Annotated in this window: 18 protein-coding genes; 5 read left to right on the top strand and 13 right to left on the bottom strand. The window is 70.6% G+C overall.

Going from position 1 to position 17,544, the window contains the following annotated elements:
- Positions 1-9: 9 nt before the first annotated feature.
- Together AC1RTC_RS02330 and AC1RTC_RS02325 are read left to right on the top strand one after the other, a co-directional pair.
- Positions 10-972 carry an ATP-binding cassette domain-containing protein gene (locus AC1RTC_RS02330; protein WP_493153843.1) on the top strand — a complete coding sequence of 321 codons (963 nt, stop codon included), beginning with the start codon at positions 10-12 and terminating at the stop codon, positions 970-972.
- A complete protein-coding gene (locus AC1RTC_RS02325; protein WP_493153842.1) occupies positions 969-1,739 on the top strand; it encodes an ABC transporter permease in 771 nt (256 codons plus the stop codon). The genes AC1RTC_RS02330 and AC1RTC_RS02325 overlap by 4 nt, the downstream gene beginning before the upstream one ends.
- On the opposite strand, the gene AC1RTC_RS02320 is transcribed toward AC1RTC_RS02325, so the two are convergent.
- The 5 genes from AC1RTC_RS02320 to AC1RTC_RS02300 form a co-directional block, all read right to left on the bottom strand.
- On the bottom strand, positions 1,736-4,531 hold the full coding sequence (locus AC1RTC_RS02320) for an AfsR/SARP family transcriptional regulator (protein ID WP_493153841.1): 2,796 nt from the start codon (positions 4,529-4,531) through the stop codon (positions 1,736-1,738). The two genes, AC1RTC_RS02325 and AC1RTC_RS02320, sit on opposite strands and share 4 nt — an antisense overlap.
- 44 nt (positions 4,532-4,575) lie before the next feature.
- Entirely contained in the window at positions 4,576-5,976 is a 1,401-nt protein-coding gene (locus tag AC1RTC_RS02315) for an ABC transporter permease (protein WP_493153840.1), read from the bottom strand.
- Positions 5,973-6,734, bottom strand: a complete 762-nt coding sequence (locus tag AC1RTC_RS02310; RefSeq protein ID WP_493153839.1) for an ABC transporter ATP-binding protein — start codon at positions 6,732-6,734, stop codon at positions 5,973-5,975. The genes AC1RTC_RS02315 and AC1RTC_RS02310 overlap by 4 nt, the downstream gene beginning before the upstream one ends.
- Positions 6,735-6,807: 73 nt before the next feature.
- Complete coding sequence (locus AC1RTC_RS02305) at positions 6,808-7,446, bottom strand: response regulator (RefSeq protein WP_493153838.1); 639 nt, start codon at positions 7,444-7,446, stop codon at positions 6,808-6,810.
- Positions 7,443-8,561: a sensor histidine kinase gene (locus tag AC1RTC_RS02300; protein WP_493153837.1), complete on the bottom strand. Its 1,119-nt coding sequence runs from the start codon at positions 8,559-8,561 to the stop codon at positions 7,443-7,445. The genes AC1RTC_RS02305 and AC1RTC_RS02300 overlap by 4 nt, the downstream gene beginning before the upstream one ends.
- Before the next feature lie 162 nt (positions 8,562-8,723).
- Between AC1RTC_RS02300 and AC1RTC_RS02295 the strand changes: the two genes are divergently transcribed.
- Positions 8,724-9,323, top strand: a complete 600-nt coding sequence (locus AC1RTC_RS02295) for a hypothetical protein (protein ID WP_493153836.1) — start codon at positions 8,724-8,726, stop codon at positions 9,321-9,323.
- Here the strand turns inward: AC1RTC_RS02295 and era are convergent.
- Genes era through hrcA form a run of 8 tightly spaced genes read right to left on the bottom strand, consistent with a single transcriptional unit; the run spans position 9,320 to position 16,255 of the window.
- The gene (gene era / locus AC1RTC_RS02290) at positions 9,320-10,210 is read right to left on the bottom strand and encodes a GTPase Era (protein ID WP_493153835.1); all 891 of its coding nucleotides are present in this window, start codon (positions 10,208-10,210) and stop codon (positions 9,320-9,322) included. The genes AC1RTC_RS02295 and era overlap by 4 nt on opposite strands.
- Positions 10,203-11,501: a hemolysin family protein gene (locus AC1RTC_RS02285; RefSeq protein WP_493153834.1), complete on the bottom strand. Its 1,299-nt coding sequence runs from the start codon at positions 11,499-11,501 to the stop codon at positions 10,203-10,205. Before AC1RTC_RS02285 ends, era begins: the two co-directional genes overlap by 8 nt.
- A 4-nt stretch (positions 11,502-11,505) precedes the next feature.
- Positions 11,506-11,967 carry an rRNA maturation RNase YbeY gene (gene ybeY, locus AC1RTC_RS02280; RefSeq protein ID WP_493153833.1) on the bottom strand — a complete coding sequence of 154 codons (462 nt, stop codon included), beginning with the start codon at positions 11,965-11,967 and terminating at the stop codon, positions 11,506-11,508.
- Positions 11,964-12,974, bottom strand: coding sequence for a PhoH family protein (locus AC1RTC_RS02275; protein WP_493153832.1), 1,011 nt, complete (start codon positions 12,972-12,974; stop codon positions 11,964-11,966). Before AC1RTC_RS02275 ends, ybeY begins: the two co-directional genes overlap by 4 nt.
- On the bottom strand, positions 12,964-13,317 hold the full coding sequence (locus tag AC1RTC_RS02270; RefSeq protein WP_493153831.1) for a histidine triad nucleotide-binding protein: 354 nt from the start codon (positions 13,315-13,317) through the stop codon (positions 12,964-12,966). The genes AC1RTC_RS02275 and AC1RTC_RS02270 overlap by 11 nt, the downstream gene beginning before the upstream one ends.
- A gap of 12 nt (positions 13,318-13,329) precedes the next feature.
- Positions 13,330-14,058, bottom strand: a complete 729-nt coding sequence (locus tag AC1RTC_RS02265) for a 16S rRNA (uracil(1498)-N(3))-methyltransferase (RefSeq protein WP_493153830.1) — start codon at positions 14,056-14,058, stop codon at positions 13,330-13,332.
- 51 nt (positions 14,059-14,109) lie between these two features.
- Positions 14,110-15,210 carry a molecular chaperone DnaJ gene (gene dnaJ, locus AC1RTC_RS02260; protein WP_493153829.1) on the bottom strand — a complete coding sequence of 367 codons (1,101 nt, stop codon included), beginning with the start codon at positions 15,208-15,210 and terminating at the stop codon, positions 14,110-14,112.
- Between the two features lie 22 nt (positions 15,211-15,232).
- On the bottom strand, positions 15,233-16,255 hold the full coding sequence (gene hrcA / locus AC1RTC_RS02255) for a heat-inducible transcriptional repressor HrcA (protein ID WP_493153828.1): 1,023 nt from the start codon (positions 16,253-16,255) through the stop codon (positions 15,233-15,235).
- Between the two features lie 110 nt (positions 16,256-16,365).
- Here hrcA and AC1RTC_RS02250 point away from each other — a divergent pair, with 110 nt between their 5' ends.
- Positions 16,366-17,049 (top strand): magnetosome magnetite crystal formation protein family, encoded by a 684-nt coding sequence (locus AC1RTC_RS02250; RefSeq protein WP_493153827.1) that lies wholly within the window; start codon positions 16,366-16,368, stop codon positions 17,047-17,049.
- Positions 17,050-17,137: 88 nt separating this feature from the next.
- The gene (locus AC1RTC_RS02245) at positions 17,138-17,533 is read left to right on the top strand and encodes a DUF4870 domain-containing protein (RefSeq protein WP_493153826.1); all 396 of its coding nucleotides are present in this window, start codon (positions 17,138-17,140) and stop codon (positions 17,531-17,533) included.
- Positions 17,534-17,544: the final 11 nt, after the last annotated feature.

The raw sequence follows: 17,544 nt of genomic DNA, 5'->3' as shown, positions 1-17,544 counted from the left end.
ACTCGAACCATGACACCCAAGATCATCGAGGCCCACGGCCTCACCAAACGATTCGGAAAGACGCAGGCGCTCGCAGGCATCGACCTCGAAGTCGAGCAGGGCACCGTGCTCGGCGTGCTCGGCCCGAACGGCGCGGGCAAGACCACGGCCGTGCGCATCCTCGCCACCCTCCTCCGCCCCGACGGCGGTACCGCGACAGTCGCGGGCTTTGACGTCGTCCATGACTCCAAGAACGTCCGCCGCACGATCGGCCTCACCGGCCAGTACGCGAGCGTCGACGAAGACCTGACCGGCACCCAGAACCTCGTCATGATCGGGCAGCTGCTCGACCTGAGCACGGCGCAGGCGAAGGCGCGCGCGAAGGAGCTGCTCGAGGAGTTCGACCTCTCCGACGCGGCGGGCCGCCTGACCAAGACCTACTCCGGCGGGATGCGCCGGCGCCTCGACCTCGCGGCGTCGCTCATCGGCCGGCCGCAGGTCGTCTTCCTCGACGAGCCGACCACGGGCCTCGACCCCGCCAAGCGCGATGACGTGTGGGGAATGATCCGCGTGCTCATCAAGCAGGGCACCACGGTGCTGCTCACCACCCAGTACCTCGAGGAGGCCGACGCGCTCGCGAACCAGATCACCGTGATCGACCACGGCAGGGTGATCGCGCACGACACTCCGCAGGGCCTCAAGCGCCAGGTGGGCGGTCAGACGCTCGAGGTGCGGCCCGTGCTGCTCTCGGACATCGACCGCGTCACCGCGATGCTCGCCGCCGTCGGGACGCGCGAGCCCGAGCATCCCGCGCCCGATCTCGTCTCGGTGCCCGTGCTCGGCGACGACGCGCTCACCACCGTCGTGGGCCGGCTCGCCGCCGAGAAGATCGCCGTCACCGAGCTCTCGCTGCGGCTGCCCAGCCTCGACGAGGTCTTCTACTCGCTCACCGGGCACACCGAGAACACCGACGGAACGGAGGTTGCAGCATGATCCGCGACTCGCTCATCCTCGCCAAGCGCAGTGTGACGAAGATGTTCCGCAACCCGGAGCAGTTCATCGACGTCACCCTCCAGCCGATCATCATGACTGTCCTCTTCGTGTTCATCTTCGGCGGTGCCGTGGCGGGCAACACCGAGGACTACCTCCCGTTCGTGCTGCCCGGCATCATCGTGCAGACGATCATGTTCACGTCCCTCACCATCGGCGTGAACCTGAACACCGACATCCAGAAGGGCGTGTTCGACAGGTTCCGCTCCCTGCCCATCTCGCGCTCGGCGCCCCTGCTCGGCGCGGTCGGCGGCGACATCATCCGCCACGTCATCGCGATCGCGGTGACCATCGCGTTCGGCACCCTCATCGGCTTCCGCACCCACACGGAGTGGTACTCCGTGCTGGCGGGGGTCGGCCTCCTGATCCTGTTCGCGGTCAGCCTGTGCTGGGTGTCGGTTCTGATCGGGATGCTCGCGCGCAGCTCCGGCGCCGTGCAGGGCCTGTCCTTCCTGATCGTGTTCCCGCTCACGTTCGGCTCGTCCACCTTCGTGCCGGCCGACACGCTGCCGACCTGGCTGCAGGGCTGGGTCTCGATCAACCCCGTGACCCACCTCATCGAGGCGATGCGCGGGCTGATCTCGGGCGCCGAGTACATGGCCCCCGGATCAACCCTCGGCCACGAGGTGCTGTGGGTGCTCGCCTCGTGCGTCGTGCTCGTCGCCGTCTTCTTCCCGCTCGCCACCTGGGCGTACCGCAAGAAGATCTAGCTCAGGAGCTCGCGCAGTCCCTCGATTGCGACCGGGCGGGAGCTCGCTTCGGCGAGCTCCCGCTTCCGGTCGTCGCCGATCGCCGCGAGGATGCCTGCCACGCGCGGGTCGGCGGACTCCAGCACGCCCCGGATCGCCGCCGCCAGCTCGAGCGCGCGGAACGCCTCGTCCAGGTCGCCGCGCGCGACCGCGAGCTCGCCGAAGCCGAGCGCGACCTGCGCGATGATCGGGTGGTCGCCGCTCGCCAGCCCGATCTCCGCGCTCGCCCTCATCGCGGTGAGGGAGTCGTCGAGCCGCCCCTCCCGCAGCAGGATGCAGCCGCGGGTGAGCTCGATCGAGGCGAGCAGCTGCGGGTAGATCGCCGGCCAGTCCGGGGTGAGCTCGTCGACGCGGGCGAGGTGCGCGCGGGCCGTGCCGAGGTCGTCGCGCGCCAGGGCGACCGTCGCCGCGAGCGTCGTGGCCTGCACGATCAGACGGGAGCCGCCGTCCGCGTGCGCGGCGTCGAGCATCTGCTGAACGCGCACCTGGGCCTCCTCGGCGCGGCCGAGCCGCAGGAGCAGCGTGAGCGAGAGCCCCTGCTGCTGGAGGGCGTCCTGCGCGGAGGTGATGTCCCGCATCCCCGCCGACGACAGGTCGGTCATGGCGAGGGCCTCCTCGAGCCTTCCGCTCAGGCTCAGCCACTCCGAGCGGATCTGCCGCGCGAGGGCGAGCCCCCACTGGTCGCCGATCCTCTCGAACATGGCGAGCGCCTTCGCCGAGGCCTCGCCCTCGATCGCGACGTCCCCCCGGTTCTCCGCGAGCGCCGCGCGCATCACGTGCAGGATGGCGGTCGGCCATTCGTCGAGCCCGAGCTCGTCGCCGTCAGGGACGTCCACGAGGTACGGCCAGGTCTCGTTCCCGAGAGAGGCCCCGAAGGCGAGCAGCAGCGGCGCGAGCACCTGGAGCAGCTCGTGGCCGCCGGCGCCGACCGGCTCGATCGCCGAGACGGCCAGCGCGTCGCGCGACCGCTGCTCCTGCACGCTCGGGTCGTTCCACGCGGTGTCGCCCGTGAAGGCGCGGCTGAGATGGCCCATCAGGGTGACGATCTGCGCTTCGTCGCTCTCGTCGTCGCCGATGAGCGGCTGCACCTGGTCGAACCACGAGATCGCGTCGAGATGCCGGTCGCGCACCGTCCAGTACCAGCCCGAGGCCGCGGCGAGGCGTACGGCCGTCGCCGGCAGCGGGTCATCCACGGCGTACCGCAGAGCCGCGAGCATGTTGTCTTCCTCGGCGTCGAACCACGCAATGGCCTCGTGGATGCCCGCGCCGCGCAGCATCGCATCGTGCACCACGGCGGCCTCCGCCATGAACCGCGCCTGCTGCTCCCGGGCGCTCGCGAGCTCGCCGTCCTGGGCGAGCCGCTCGATCCCGAACTCGCGGATCGTCTCGAGGGTGCGGAACCTGCCCTGCAACCGCTGCACGAGAGACCTGTCGACGAGGAGGTCGAAGATGTCCGGACGCAGCTCGAGCTCGCCCGCCAGACCGGCATCCACGGCGACGCCCGCCGGGAACACCGAGAGCGCGCACAGGGCGTGCCGCTCGTCGTCGTCGAGCAGCTCCCAGCTCCAGTCGATGAGCGACCACAGTGTCTGGTGGCGCGGCAGTGCCGAGCGCGGCCCGCTGGCGAGCAGGGTGAAGCGGTCGTCGAGGCCCGAGGCGAGCTCGGCGAGGGTCATGGTGCGCAGCCGGGCGGCCGCGAGCTCGATCGCGAGAGCGAGCCGGTCGAGCCTGTCGCACACCACGGAGGCGGTGCGCAGCTCGTCGGCGTCGAGCCCGTGGCCGCGGGCGGCGATCGTTCGCCGCTCGAACAGCTCGAGGGCGTCGACGCGGTCGAGGGCGCCGATCGCGACGAAGGCCTCGCCCACCACGCCCAGGGGCTCGCGGCTCGTCGCCAGCACCCGCAGCCGCGGGAGGGCGCGCAGCAGCTCGGAGACGAGGTGCGCAGCCTCGGCGACAAGGTGCTCGCAGTTGTCGAGGACGAGCAGGAGGTCGCGGCCGCCGAGCGCCCCGATCACGCGCTCCGCCGTGCCGACGGAGGTCGGAGCCTCACCCAGCCGGAGGTCCCGGCCGGAGGCGCCGAGCACCGCCGGCCACACCTCGCCGTCGGCCACCGGCGCGAGCTCCACGAACAGGGCGTGCTCGCGCTGCCGGGCGACGGCGAGCGCGAGGCTCGTCTTGCCAGCACCGCCCGGGCCGATGATCGTCACGAGCCGGTTGACCGCCAGTTGGGAGCGCACCAGCGCCAGATCGGCCTCCCGGCCGACGAGGTCGGTCAGCGCTGCCGGCAGTTCGTGCACGGGCGGCAGCACCGCTCCCCCGAGGTCGAGCGCACGGGCGCGGTCGGCCAGCAGTTCCGCGCCGAACCACTCGAAGCCCTCGGGATGCCACGGCTCGCCCCGCCACTCGGCGAGAGCACGCGTGGCGAGCGCGGGATCGCCCTCGGCGGAGGCGGCCGCCACGAGGTCCTGGAAGGCGAGGACGTCGACGTCCTCGCGGGCGACCGCGAGGCGGTAGCCGCCGGACTCCGAGGCGATGGCGCCGGGCGGCAGCTGCGCGCGGAGCCGGGACACGATCGACTGCAGCGCCGCCCGGGAGTTCTCGGGCGGGGCATCCGGCCACAGGTCCTCGACCAGGGAGCGCGTGCTGACGACGGTGCCCGCGTCGATCGCGAGGCGGAAGAGCAGCGCCTGCTGCATGGTCCCCGCGACCGTGCCGTCATCGACGCCAAGCCCGCCGAAGAACCCGATATGCACGCGCACGAGTCTACGGCGGGCCCGAGAGCCTCTGCCCTGCGAGGTCAGTCGACCGCGAGGGCGACGACCGGGGCGATGCGGGTAGCGCGGCGGGTGGGTGCCACCGATGCCACGGCGGTCAGGACCGCGGCCGCGACCGCCACCACCGCGAGCAGCCACAGCGGAACGACCGGCACCACGAGCCCCGGCGAGCCGTTGATCGTACCGAGGAGCGACTGCGCTCCGGCCCAGCCGTATCCGATGCCGAGCACGAGGCCCACGAGGATGGCGGCGATCGTCAACTGCGCCGCCTCCGCCCGGACCATCGACCGCAGCTGGCGGGCCGTGAACCCGAGCGCCCGCAGCAGGCCCAGCTCGCGGGTGCGCTGCAGCACGCTCAGGGAGAGGTTGTTGACCATCCCCACCGCCGCGATGAGGGCGCTGAACCCGATGAGCACCGAGAAGATCGTCACCACGACGATCAGCATCTGGTCGGTGCCCTGGTAGAGCTCCGGCTGGGCCTTCTTGGCCTCCTCGATGATCCGCTGGAAGCTGCCCATGGCGACGGCGAAGGTCGTCACGAGGGTGACGCCGATCACGAGGCCGATCGTGGTGCGGGAGCTGCGCTCCGGATAGCGGACGGCGTTCTCCGCCGCGAGGCGGGCCGAGGGGCTGGAGCCGAGCATCCTGCCCACCGCTCGCAGTGCGGGCGGCATCACGAGCTGGGCGCCGAGCACGAGGCCGGTGAACGACACGACTCCGCCGACGAGGCCGACAAGCACGCCGGCGGGGTTGATGAAGCCCACGATCACACCGACGACCAGGAGCGCGGCACCCACCGCGAACAGGGTGATGGCGAGGACATTGCGGCCGCGGTGGCCCGCTGCCTCCTCCCGGCTGGCCTCCTGTGCTGCACCGGTTGCCTGCATGGGCGAGACCTGCAGCACGCGGCGCGAGCCGACCCAGGAGGCGAGCCACGTCGTCAGCACGACGCCGACCACCGGAACGAGCAGCACGGGCTCGACGTAGGTGTACGGGAGGTCGGGGATGAACTTCGTCCCTACGGCCACGAGGACAGTCGCCAGGGTCACGAGGGTGCCCACGGCACTGCCGACGACAACGCCGATCAGCCCGACGATGAGCCCCTCCTTCGCGACCGCCCGGCGCTGTGCCGCCGCGGTCGAGCCGATCAGGCGCATGAGCGCGATCGTGCGGGTACGGCCGGCGATGATCGTCGCGAAGGTGTTCGACGTGACGATCGCCCCGACATAGGTGGAGATGACGATGAACACGATCGCGACGATGCCCAGCATCACGGCGACGGTCTGGCTCGAGCCGGTGACGCGGTCCGCGGCGAGCAGGATCGCCAGGTTGCCGGTCACCTGCAGGAGCGAGACGCCGAACGCGGCGCTGAGCGCGCTGACGAGGATGCTCGACGTGTGCTCGCGGATGGCGAAGCGGCTCATGCGGCACTCTCCATGCCCAGCATGTAGCTGGAGATCTCGGCGGCGGTGGAGCGCCCGCGGTCCTCGACGACCTTGCCGTCGGCGAGGAACAGGATGCGGTCGGCGAAGCTCGCCGCCACCGGGTCGTGGGTGACCATCGCGATGCTCTGGCCGTACGTGGAGGCCGCCGTCGCCAGCAGGGAGAGCACCTCGCGGCCCGTGCGGGAGTCGAGGTTGCCGGTCGGCTCGTCGGCGAACACGAGCTGCGGGCGCGAACCCAGGGCCCGGGCGATCGCGACCCGCTGCTGCTGGCCGCCGGAGAGCTCGTACGGGCGGTGGCGGAGGCGGTCCGCAAGGCCCAGGGAGCCGATGAGCTCGTCGATCCAGGCACGCTCCTCCGTGGTCGGCCTACGGCCGTCCAGCTCGAACGGCAGGAGGATGTTGCCCTCGATGTCGAGCGTCGGCACGAGGTTGAACGACTGGAACACGAAGCCGACGCGCCGGCGGCGGATCATCGTGAGCTCGGTGTCCTCCAGGTTGGTGATCTCGGTGTTGCCGATCCACACCCGGCCGGTGGTCGCCGAGTCGAGGCCGGCCATGATGTGCATGAGCGTGGACTTGCCGGACCCGCTCGGGCCCATGATGGCGGTGAACTCGCCCTTGCGGATCCCGATCGACACGTCGTCGAGTGCGGTCACGGTCGTCGATCCGGCGCCGTAGGACTTGGTCAGTTGCGCGACCCTGGCGACGAGGCCGAGGGAGTCTGGGGTGATTGTCATGCTTCAAGCCTCGCGACGTGCGCGCCCCGGCGAATCGGCCGCTCGTCGCGAAGCACTACATCGCTGGGATGACCTACGCGAGCCGGTTCTCGTAGGCGTAGACGACCAGCTGCACGCGGTCGCGGAGCTCGAGCTTGCCCAGCACCCGGCTGATGTGCGTCTTCACCGTGGCCTCGCTGAGGAACTCCGTCTTCGCGATCTCGGAGTTGCTGAGCCCGCGGGCGGCGAGCAGGAAGATCTCGCGCTCGCGCGCCGTCAGCGTGCCGAAGGCGGCGGGCTCCGTGGAGGCCCGCTCCCCGAAGTGCTCGAACAGCTCCCGGGTGGCGGATGCCGCGATCACCGAGCTGCCCGAGTGCACCGCCCGGATCGCGGCGAGCAGCAGCTCCGGGTCGGCGTCCTTGAGGATGAAGCCGCTCGCTCCCCCGCGGATCGCCCGGGCCGCCGCCTCGTCCAGGTCGAAGGTCGTGAGCACGATGATGCGCGGGGCCTGGGGCCCGGATGCCACGATCAGCCTCGTCGCCTCGATGCCGTCCATCACGGGCATCCGGATGTCCATGAGGATCACGTCGGGCTTCGTCTCGGCCGCCATGGCCACGCCCGCGGAGCCGTCGCCGGCCTCCCCCACGAACTCGAGGTCGGGCTGCGACGACACGAGCATCCGGATGCCCGCGCGGAACAGAGCCTGGTCGTCGACCAGCGCGACCCGGATCACGCGGGAATCCTTGCCGACACGACCCAGTGGTCGTTCTGCGCGCCGGCCTCGAGCGTTCCGCCGACCAGGAGCGCGCGCTCCCGCATGCCCGCGAGGCCGTGGCCCGGCCGCGGCTCGCGGGCGGGGAGCTTCAGCGCGTTCGAGACCGTGAGGGATGCGGCATCCCGCCCCCAGTCGATGAGCACCATCGCCTCCTCGTCCGTGTCGCCGTGGCGCAGGGCGTTCGTGAGCGCCTCCTGCGCGATGCGGTAGAGGGCGAGCTCGCGGGCGGCGGCGAGCTGCAGCGGGATGCCGCGGCGCTCGACCGCGACGACCAGTCCCGACGCGCGCAGCTGCTCGACGAGGCGGTCGAGGTCGGCGAGCACCGGCTGCGGCCCCTCCTCCTGGCTGTGGCGGAGCTGGCCGAGCAGCAGGCGCACGTCGGAGAGCGCCTCGCGGGCTGTGGACGCGATTGTCGTGAGCGCGGCATCCGTGGCCTCCTTGTCACCGGCGTAGCGCGCACCGTCGGCCTGCGCGATCACGACAGCGAGTGAATGGGCGACCACGTCGTGCATGTCGCGCGCGATGCGGTTGCGCTCCTGCTCGACGATCGTCGACTGCTCGGCCGCGATCTTCTCGCGCCGGTTCTGGCGGGCCGTGTCCCACGTGCGCCACAGGAAGCCGAGCGTCCAGCTCAGCCCGAGCACGGCTGCCGCGCCCAGCAGGCTCACCGAGAAGCTGCGGAAGAACAGCCCGATGTCGACGGGCGTCCCGAAGATGCCGGTGACGAGCACCGTGTACGCGCTCGCGACAGCGGCACCGCCGACGGCGGACGCGAACCCCGCCCATCGCACGACACGGCCCCCGTACCGCGCGGTCGCGAACAGCACCGCGAGGATGGCGGCGTTCGACACGTCGGGCGGCAGCATCGCCGACATCTGCAGCACCGCGCCCACCCACGCGACCACCAGTGCGATGCCGGGGCTGAGCCGCCGGATGGCGAGGGCCCCCGCCATGAGCACCACCACGAACCACAGTGCGAGGTTCTCGAACGTCATGCTGCTGCGCACGAGCAGGCACACGACGGCGACGCTGATGTCGACCGTGAGCTGGGTCGGCGTCAGGCGGCGGAACATGAGGACAACGCTATGCCGGATGCCCCGCCCGCGCGTCCGTCGCGCGATGTAGTTGCGCGGGCCGCGCCCCGCCCCGCCCCGCCCGTTGTGGAGAGCCGCAGACGCGCAACTGGCCGCAAACGTTGGGTGGTGGACGGCCCGACCTCCCGCGACACTGGACGCATGACCGTGTCGCGCACCCCCGCCGCCCTCGCCGTGGCCGCCGTCCTGCTGCTCGCCGGATGCGCCCCGCAGACCTCGCCCGGTTCCGCCCCCGCCGTGCCCGTCGACGTGATGGGCCAGGGCACCGTGCTGCAGGTCGGGGACGCCGCGCCGCAGTTCTGCCTGGGCGCCGTCCTCACGTCGTATCCGCCGCAGTGCAGCGGCCCCGAGCTCACGGGGTGGGACTGGGAGACCATCGAGGGCGACGAGACGGCTGACGGGACCACGTGGGGCGCCTACGCGGTCTGGGGCAGTTGGGACGGCTCGGGCCTCACCGTCACCGACGCCGTGCAGCTCGCGCTGTACGACCCGATGCCCGTGGACGACCCGCAGATGGACCCGGAGAACGCCGGAACCGCCGGGCAGGAGGCCCTCGACGCCGCGCAGGAGGCGCTGCCCGACGAGGCGCCGGTCGAGATCCTCTCCGCGAACCAGGTGAACGGCTACGTGGTGGGCTCCGTCGTGTTCGACGACGGCTCGGTGCAGAAGTGGGCGGACAGCAGGTTCGGCACCGGCGTGGTGCTCATCCGGCCGCAGCTCACGGCGGTGACCGAGGGCTAGAAGCCGAGGCGCCCCAGCTGCTTGGCGTCGCGCTGCCACTCCTTCGCGACCTTCACGCGCAGGGAGAGGAACACCTTTCGGCCGAGCAGCTTCTCGATCTCGACCCGGGCGCGGGCACCGACGTCCTGCAGCCGCTGGCCCTGGTGGCCGATGATGATGCCCTTCTGGCTGTCGCGCTCGACGAACAGGTTCGCGTAGATCTCCAGCAGGTCCTTCGTCTCGCTCTCGATCATGTCGTCGATCGTGACGGCGATGGAGTGCGGCAGCTCGTCCATGACGCCCTCGAGCACCGCCTCGCGGACGAGCTCGGCGACGCGGGACTCCGTCGTCTCGTCGGTGGTCGCGTCATCCGGGTACAGCGCCTGCGACACGGGCATGAGCTTCACGAGCTCGGCGCCGAGGATGTCGAGCTGCACCTTGTCGAACGAGGAGATCGGGATGATGGCGTCCCAGTCGCGCAGCTCCGAAACCGCCTGGAGCTGCTCGGCAACGCCCGGGCGCGAGGACGCGTCGATCTTGGTCACGATCGCGACCTTCTTCGCCCGCGGGAACGAGTCCAGCTGCTCGTTGATGTACTTGTCGCCGGGGCCGATCTTCTCGTTCGCGGGCAGGCACAGCCCGATCACGTCGACCTCCGCGAGCGTGTCCTGCACGATGGTGTTGAGGCGCTCGCCGAGCAGGGTCCGCGGCCGGTGCATCCCGGGGGTGTCGACGATGATGAGCTGCCCGCCCTCGAGGTGGACGATGCCCCGGATGGCGCGGCGCGTGGTCTGCGGCTTCGAGGAGGTGATCGCCACCTTCTCGCCCACCAGCGCGTTCGTCAGGGTGGATTTGCCGACATTGGGCCGCCCGACGAACGAGACGAAGCCTGCGCGGAAGTCAGTCATTGCTGTCCTTGCTGTTGAACGCCTCCTGGGCGTCGATGAGTGCGGCATCCCGCTCGACCAGCACCGTGCTGAGCCGCTTGCGGCGGCCCTCTGTGCGGTCGGCGGTGAGGATGAGGCCCGAGAACTCCGCGGAGGCGCCCGCGGTGGGCAGCCGCCCGAGGACCTTGGTGATGAGACCGCCCACGGAGTCGACCTCGTCGTCCTCCAGCTCGAGGCCGAACAGGTCGCCGAGCTCGTCGATCGCGAGTCGAGCGCTCACGCGGTAGCGGCCCTCCCCCAGCTCCTCGACCTCGGGCACCTCGTGGTCGTACTCGTCGGAGATCTCGCCGACCAGCTCCTCGATGAGGTCCTCGAGGGTCGCGAGGCCCGCGATACCGCCGTACTCGTCGACGACCATGGCGAGGTGGTTGGACTCCAACTGCATCTGGCGCAGCAGGCTGTCGGCCTTCTGCGACTCCGGGGCGAAGAGCGCGGGACGGGCGAGCTGCGCGGCGGTGAGCGTACCGGCGTCGAGGGTCTGCTCGTACACCACCCGTGCAACGTCCCGCAGGTACAGCACCCCGAGCACCTCGTCGATGTTGTCGCCGATCACGGGCATCCGGGAGATGCCCTTGCTCAGGAACAGGCCCATGGACGTGCTCATCGTGGCGTCCGAGTCGATCGTGACCATGTCGGTGCGCGGGATCATCACCTCGCGAACTACCGTGTCGTTGAACTCGAAGATCGAGTGGATGAGCTCGCGGTCGTCCTCCTCGAGCACCTCGAGCTCGGTGGCCTCGTCGACCATGCTGAGCAGCTGCTCCTCGCTCGAGAAGGTCGCGCTCGGCGGGCGGCCGGGCGTGACCCGGTTGCCGAGGGCGACGAGCGCCGCGGCGATCGGGCCGAGCACCACGCGGATGCTCCGCACGATGGGCGCCGCGAAGCGCATGACGGCGCGCGCGTTCGCCCGGCCGACGCTGCGCGGGCTCGACCCCACGAGAACGAACGACGCGCCAGTCATGATGAGGGCGCTCGCCAGGAGGGTCCACCACCAGTCCGCGAAGACGGAGGCGAAGGCGAGGGTGATGAGCACCGCTGCCGTCGTCTCGGCCACGATGCGCATGAAGTTGAGGGCGTTGATGTGCGCGCCGGGATCGGCGGCGATCGCGAGCAGGGAGCGGCGCGAGCGGCTGTGGGCGGCAAGCTCCGCGAGGTCCGTGCGGCTCAGGACCCCCAGGGCGGCATCGGCGGCGGCGAGCAGGCCGCCGAAGACGACGAGCAGCACCGCGACCGTGATGAAGATGCCGACCATGCGGCTACCGTCGTCGCTCGGCCAGGGCGAAGCCGACGAGGATGTCGCGCTGGATGCCGAACATCTCCCGCTCCTCCTCCGGCTCCGCGTGGTCGAAGCCGAGCAGGTGCAGGATTCCGTGCGTGGTGAGCAGGAGCATCTCCTCGAGGGGGCTGTGGCCGGCGGTCTGCGCCTGGGCGATCGCCACCTGCGGGCACACGACGATGTCGCCGAGCAGGCCCGCGGGCGTCACGGCGTCCTCGCTGCCGGGGCGCAGCTCGTCCATCGGGAAGCTCAGCACGTCGGTGGGGCCGGGCTCGTCCATCCACTGCACGTGGAGCTGCTCCATGGCCGCCTCGTCGACGAAGACGATTGCGAGTTCGGCATCGGGATGCACGTGCAGCTGGTCGAGCGCGAACACCGCGAGGCGCTGGATCGCCTCCGCGTCGACATCCACGCCCGACTCGTTGTTGATCTCGATGCTCACTTGCGGCCCCGTTCGTACTTCTCAAGCTGAAGCTCGGCGTCGTACTTCGTGTACGCGTCGACAATCTGGCCCACCAGGCTGTGGCGCACGACGTCCGCGCTGGTCAGGCGGGCGAAGTGGATGTCGTCGATGCCGTCGAGCACGCGCGTGACCAGCTGCAGCCCGGATGCCCCGGCCGGCAGGTCCACCTGCGTGACGTCGCCCGTGATGACCATCTTCGAGCCGAAGCCGAGCCGGGTGAGGAACATCTTCATCTGCTCGGGCGTGGTGTTCTGGGCCTCGTCGAGCACGACGAACGAGTTGTTGAGCGTGCGGCCGCGCATGTACGCGAGCGGCGCGACCTCGACGGTGCCCGAGGCGAGGAGCTTGGGCACCAGGTCGGGGTCCATCATCTCGTTGAGCGCGTCGTAGAGCGGTCGGAGGTACGGGTCGATCTTGTCCGTGAGGCTGCCGGGGAGGAACCCGAGCCGCTCGCCCGCCTCGATCGCGGGGCGGCTGAGGATGATCCGCTCGACCTCCTTGCGCTGCAGCGCCTGCACGGCCTTCGCCATCGCGAGGTAGGTCTTGCCCGTACCGGCGGGGCCGATGCCGAACACGATCGTGTTCTCGTCGATGGCGTCGACGTACTCCTTCTGCCCGAGGGTCTTGGGCCGGATGCTCTTGCCGCGGGCCGTGAGGATCGCCTGGCTGAGCAGCTCGGCCGGGCTGCCCGACTTCGCGTCGAGGATGCGGGCGGACGACCGCACCTCGGTCGGCCCGAGGTCGACGCCGTCGCGCACCATGTGGACGAGCTCCTCGATGAGCACCTTCGCGGCCTGCACCTGCGCGGCCTCCCCGCTCAGTGCGACGTGGTTGCCGCGCACGTGGACGTCGACGAGCGGGTACTGCTTCTCGATGGTGGCGAGCAGGCGGTCCTGCGCCCCGAGGAGCCTGACCATCGCCACGCCGTCGACCTCCAGATCGACGTGGTCGATGTTCTCGGGAGCCGTACTGTCGCTAGAAGCCAAGGGAGCCTTCCGTGATAGGACCGCTCAGCACATGCGCGTGCACGTGGAAGACGGTCTGGCCCGCACTGGAGCCGCTGTTGAAGATGAGCCGGAACTCGCCTGCCGCGTGCTCCGAGGCGAGCTGCTGAGCCACCGCGACGACCTCCGCGAGCAGGGCCGGGTCGCCCGCGGCCAGCTCCGCGACGTTCTCGTACTCCTCGGTCTTGGGGACCACGAGCAGGTGCACGGGAGCCTGCGGCTTGATGTCCTTGAACGCGATGATGCGGTCGTTCTCGAACACGATGTCCGCGGGGATCTCGCGCGCGACGATGCGCGTGAAGATCGACGGGGTTGCAGAAGTCATAGGCCTAGTCTCTCACCAGCGGCCGAGCTTCACATTGAGAACGGCGAGCGCCGCGGGGCCCGCGGTCGACGTGCGCAGTACCTCGTCGCCCAGTCGGACCACGGACGCGCCCGCGGCCGCGAGCGCGTCGAGCTCCTGGGGCGCGATGCCGCCCTCCGGGCCGACGACGAGGATGAGGTCCCGCTCGTCGGTCTCGAGCTCGCCGAGCGTCAGCGCGGCGGTCGGCTCGAGGACGAGCATCCTCGCCCCCTCTGCCAGGCGGACGAGCTGCTTGGTCGTGACGAGGTCGAGCACGTCCGGGATCCACGGCCGCAGCGACTGCTTGCTCGCCTCCCGCACCACGGCGCTCCAGCGGTCGCGGCCCTTGGCGATCTTCGGGCCCTCCCAGCGTGAGATGCTGCGCTGGGCGGTCCACGGGATGACGCCGTCGACGCCGAGCTCGGTGGCGGCCTGCACCGCGAGCTCGTCACGGTCGCCCTTGGCGAGCGCCTGCGCGAGGAATACGGCGGGGGCGCGGCGCGGCTCCTCGTGGGCCGAGGCGACCGTGATGGCGAGCTCCGTGTGCTCGGCGGTGACGATCGGACCCGTTACCACGAGGCCCGAGCCGTTGCCGATCGAGATCGTCTCGCCGACCGCGAGGCGGCTCACGGTCACGGCGTGGCGCGCCTCGGGCCCGGTGATCGCGACGCGGTCGCCCACGGCCGCGCTCTCGAGCTCCTCGGAGATGTAGAAGTGCGCCACTCGGCTACCGCACCCTCGCTGGGCCGGGCGCCGTGGCGGGCCAACGGCTCATCAGAAGCCCAGGAAGCGGTCGCGGAGCTTCGTGAAGAGCCCCTGCTGGAAGTGGGCGAAGTGGGGCGCCTGCGGCTTGCGGGCGGCCGCCAGCTGCTTGATGAGCTCCTGCTCCTTGCCGTTGAGCTTCGTCGGCGTCATGACCTGCACGCCGATCTTGAGGTCGCCGCGGCCCGAGCCGCGCAGGTGGGTGATCCCGCGGTCCTTGACGGTGATGACCTCGGCGCTCTGGGTGCCGGGCTTGATCTCCACGGCCACGTCGCCGTCGAGGCCCTTGAGCGTGGTCTTGGTCCCGAGGATGGCGTCGGTCATCTGCACCTCGATGGTCGCGAGCAGGTCGTCGCCGTTGCGGCTGAACGTCTCGTGGTGGCGCACCTTCATCTCGAGGAACAGGTCGCCGTTGGGGCCGCCGGCGGGGCCGACCTCGCCCTGGCCCGGCATCTGCAGGCGCAGGCCGGTCTCGACGCCCGCGGGGATGTCGACCGGGATGCTCCGGGTCGCCCGCACGCGGCCCTGCCCGGCGCACGTGACGCACGGGTTCTGGATGATCGTGCCGTACCCGCGGCAGGTACCGCACGGGTTCGACGTCATGACGTTGCCGAGCAGGCTGCGCATGGTGCGCTGGATCTGGCCGGTGCCCTGGCAGATGTCGCACATGACGGGCGAGGTGCCGGGCACGCAGCACGAGCCCTGGCAGGTCTCGCACAGCACCGCGGTGTTGACCTCGAGGTCGCGCTTGGTGCCGAAGATGACCTCGTCGAGGTCGAGCTCGACGCGCACCAGGGCGTCCTGCCCGCGCTCCCGGCGCGACCTCGGCCCGGACTGCCGCCCGCCGCCGCCGAAGAACGTCTCGAAGATGTCGCCGAAGCCGAAGTTCGCGCCGCCGCCGAACCCGGGCTGCGGGCCCAGGTCGTACTGCTGCCGCTGCTGCGGGTCGCTCAGCACGTCGTACGCGTGCGTGACGGCCTTGAACCGCTCGGACGCGTCCGCACTCGGGTTCACATCCGGGTGGAGCTCGCGAGCGAGTCTGCGGTACGCCTTCTTGATCTCGTCGGGTGTGGCGCTCCGGTCGATGCCGAGCGCCTCGTAGTGATCTGCCACTTCTTTACGTATTCCTCAGTGCTTATTCTTCGCCGAGCAGTCGCGAGAGGTAGCGCGCTACCGCCCGCACCGCGGCCATGTTGTTCGAATAGTCCATGCGCGTAGGGCCCAACACCCCGAGTCGCGCCACGCTTCCCCCCGACGACGAATAGCCGCTCGAGACGACAGACGTCTCACCGAGGCCGAACGTCGCGTTCTCCCTGCCGATGCGCGCCGAGACGCCGCCGAGGTCGATCTCCATCTCGCCGAACAGGCGCAGGAGGGTCACCTGCTCCTCAATCGCCTCGAGCACCGGGAAGATACTGCCGGTGAAGTCCTCCTCCGTGCGCGCGAGGTTCGCGGTGCCCGCGAGCAGCAGCTTGTCCTGCCGGTTCGCGAGAACCTGCTCCGAGAGGGATGCCACGACCTGCGCGACCACCGGTCGCCGCTCGGCCGCGAACTCGTCGGTGAGGGTGCCGAGCCTCGCCGCGGCATCGGAGAGGCCGAGCCCGCCGAGCGCGGAGTTGAGCCTCGTCCGCAGCTCGCCCGCGAGCTGGTCGTCGATCGGGCTCGCCAGGTCGAACTGGCGCTGCTCTACGCGGCCGGAGTCGGTGATCAGCACGGTCATGAGCCGGGTCGGTGCGAGTGTGACCAGCTCGATGTGCCGCACGCGCGACGTGGCCAGCGAGGGGTACTGCACGACCGCGACCTGGTGGGTCAGCTGGGAGAGGAGCCGGACGGTGCGGGCGAGCACGTCGTCGAGGTCCGCCGAGTGGCCGAGGAACGACTCGATGGCCTGGCGCTGCGCCGAGCTGAGGGGGCGCAGGTCGGCGAGCTGGTCGACGAAGACGCGGTAGCCCTTGTCGGTCGGAACGCGGCCGGAGGAGGTGTGCGGGGCGGTGATGAGCTCCTCGTCCTCGAGGAGCGCCATGTCATTGCGGATCGTGGCCGCCGAGACGCCGAAGGAGTGCCGGTCGACTATCGACTTGGAGCCGACGGGCTCTCGGGAGGCCACATAGTCCTGCACGATCACCCGGAGCACTTCGAGACCGCGTTCTGACACCATGCCGACACCCGCCTCCCGTGGATTAGCACTCATTCACACTGACTGCCAATTGTACCGTGACACGCCCCGCCGCGCCCTCCAGCGGGTCGCGCGCCGGTACGGTGTGCGCTATGGCCCTCGCCCACCCCGCGCTCCAGGCGACTCCGTCGGCCGCGCGCGAGTCGCGCATCCTCGGCACCGTGGCCCACGCGGCCGGTGTCTTCGGCGCCGCACCGGCGGCGGCGATGTACGTCTTGCTCCGTGACAACGACGAGCGCACCGCGGAGCAGGCGCGACTCGCCCTCAACTGGCAGCTCACGCTGGGCGTGCTTCTCGTCGGCGCGGTGATCGCCGACTTCGTGCTCTCCACGCTCGCTTTCAGCGCGGGGGCGTACTGGGCCGTGAGCCTGCTCGCGTGGCTCCTCCCGGTGCCGTGGGCGGTCGGAGCCGTGGTGGCCGTGTGGGCGGGCATCCGGATGTGGCGCACCGGGTCGTGGCGGTACCCGCTGTCGATCCCGTTCGTGGGCTCGGGAGCGGCCGCCCGGCGGCGCGAGCTGCTCGCCGTGCTCGACAGGGACGACGACGAGGGCGACCGGCCGACCCCGCTCGCGACGCTCGCACTGTGGTTCGGCGTCATCGGCGGCGTGCTCGGCGTGGTGTTCGGCCATCTCGCGCGCGCCCGCATCCGCCGCACCGGGGAGCCCGGCTGGGGCACCGCCACCGCTGGGCTCGCGATCGGCTACGCCGAGATCGTGGTCGGGGTGATCATCGTCGCGAGCGTCGTGCTGTCGATGGCCGTCGTCACGGGCCTGTGACGCGCCGTAACCAAACCGTTGCACGCGCGAGTTGCGAGGCACTACCTTGTGTCAGTACACCTCGTTCACCCTGAAAGGCAACGATCACATGACTGACGCAACTCCGCAGCCCGCTCCCGCGGCTGCCGCACCACTGACCCCCGCTGAGGACAAGCAGTGGGCGTCATTCGCTCACCTGGGCGGCATCCTCGGCTTCCTGCCGTCGCTGATCATCTGGCTCATCTTCAAGGACCGCGGCACCGTGACCAACGTCGAGGCCAAGGAGGCGCTGAACTTCCAGATCACCGTCGCCATCGCCCAGGTCGCGGTCTTCATCGTCAACGCGATCCTCACCGCCGTGACTCTCGGCTTCTGGGGCCTCGTCGGCTGGCTGCTCCCGCTCGCCGTGTGGGTCATCTCCCTCATCTGGTCGATCCAGGGCTTCCAGAAGGTCAACGCCGGCGGCTCCTACCGCTACCCGTTCGCCCTGCGCCTCATCAAGTAGTCGCACTTCTC

The sequence above is a fragment of the Rhodoglobus sp. GW821-FHT12B09 genome (assembly GCF_058809925.1).
This window is presented reverse-complemented; position numbering and strand designations above follow the sequence as displayed.

Bases quoted from the DNA above. Each gene is read 5' to 3' on its own strand.
- AC1RTC_RS02330 (WP_493153843.1), top strand. From the start codon at position 10: ATGACACCCAAGATCATCGAGGCCCACGGCCTCACCAAACGATTCGGA.
- AC1RTC_RS02325 (WP_493153842.1), top strand. From the start codon at position 969: ATGATCCGCGACTCGCTCATCCTCGCCAAGCGCAGTGTGACGAAGATG.
- AC1RTC_RS02315 (WP_493153840.1), bottom strand. From the start codon at position 5,976: ATGAGCCGCTTCGCCATCCGCGAGCACACGTCGAGCATCCTCGTCAGC.
- AC1RTC_RS02310 (WP_493153839.1), bottom strand. From the start codon at position 6,734: ATGACAATCACCCCAGACTCCCTCGGCCTCGTCGCCAGGGTCGCGCAA.
- AC1RTC_RS02300 (WP_493153837.1), bottom strand. From the start codon at position 8,561: ATGTTCCGCCGCCTGACGCCGACCCAGCTCACGGTCGACATCAGCGTC.
- AC1RTC_RS02295 (WP_493153836.1), top strand. From the start codon at position 8,724: ATGACCGTGTCGCGCACCCCCGCCGCCCTCGCCGTGGCCGCCGTCCTG.
- era (WP_493153835.1), bottom strand. From the start codon at position 10,210: ATGACTGACTTCCGCGCAGGCTTCGTCTCGTTCGTCGGGCGGCCCAAT.
- AC1RTC_RS02285 (WP_493153834.1), bottom strand. From the start codon at position 11,501: ATGGTCGGCATCTTCATCACGGTCGCGGTGCTGCTCGTCGTCTTCGGC.
- AC1RTC_RS02270 (WP_493153831.1), bottom strand. From the start codon at position 13,317: ATGACTTCTGCAACCCCGTCGATCTTCACGCGCATCGTCGCGCGCGAG.
- hrcA (WP_493153828.1), bottom strand. From the start codon at position 16,255: ATGGTGTCAGAACGCGGTCTCGAAGTGCTCCGGGTGATCGTGCAGGAC.
- AC1RTC_RS02250 (WP_493153827.1), top strand. From the start codon at position 16,366: ATGGCCCTCGCCCACCCCGCGCTCCAGGCGACTCCGTCGGCCGCGCGC.
- AC1RTC_RS02245 (WP_493153826.1), top strand. From the start codon at position 17,138: ATGACTGACGCAACTCCGCAGCCCGCTCCCGCGGCTGCCGCACCACTG.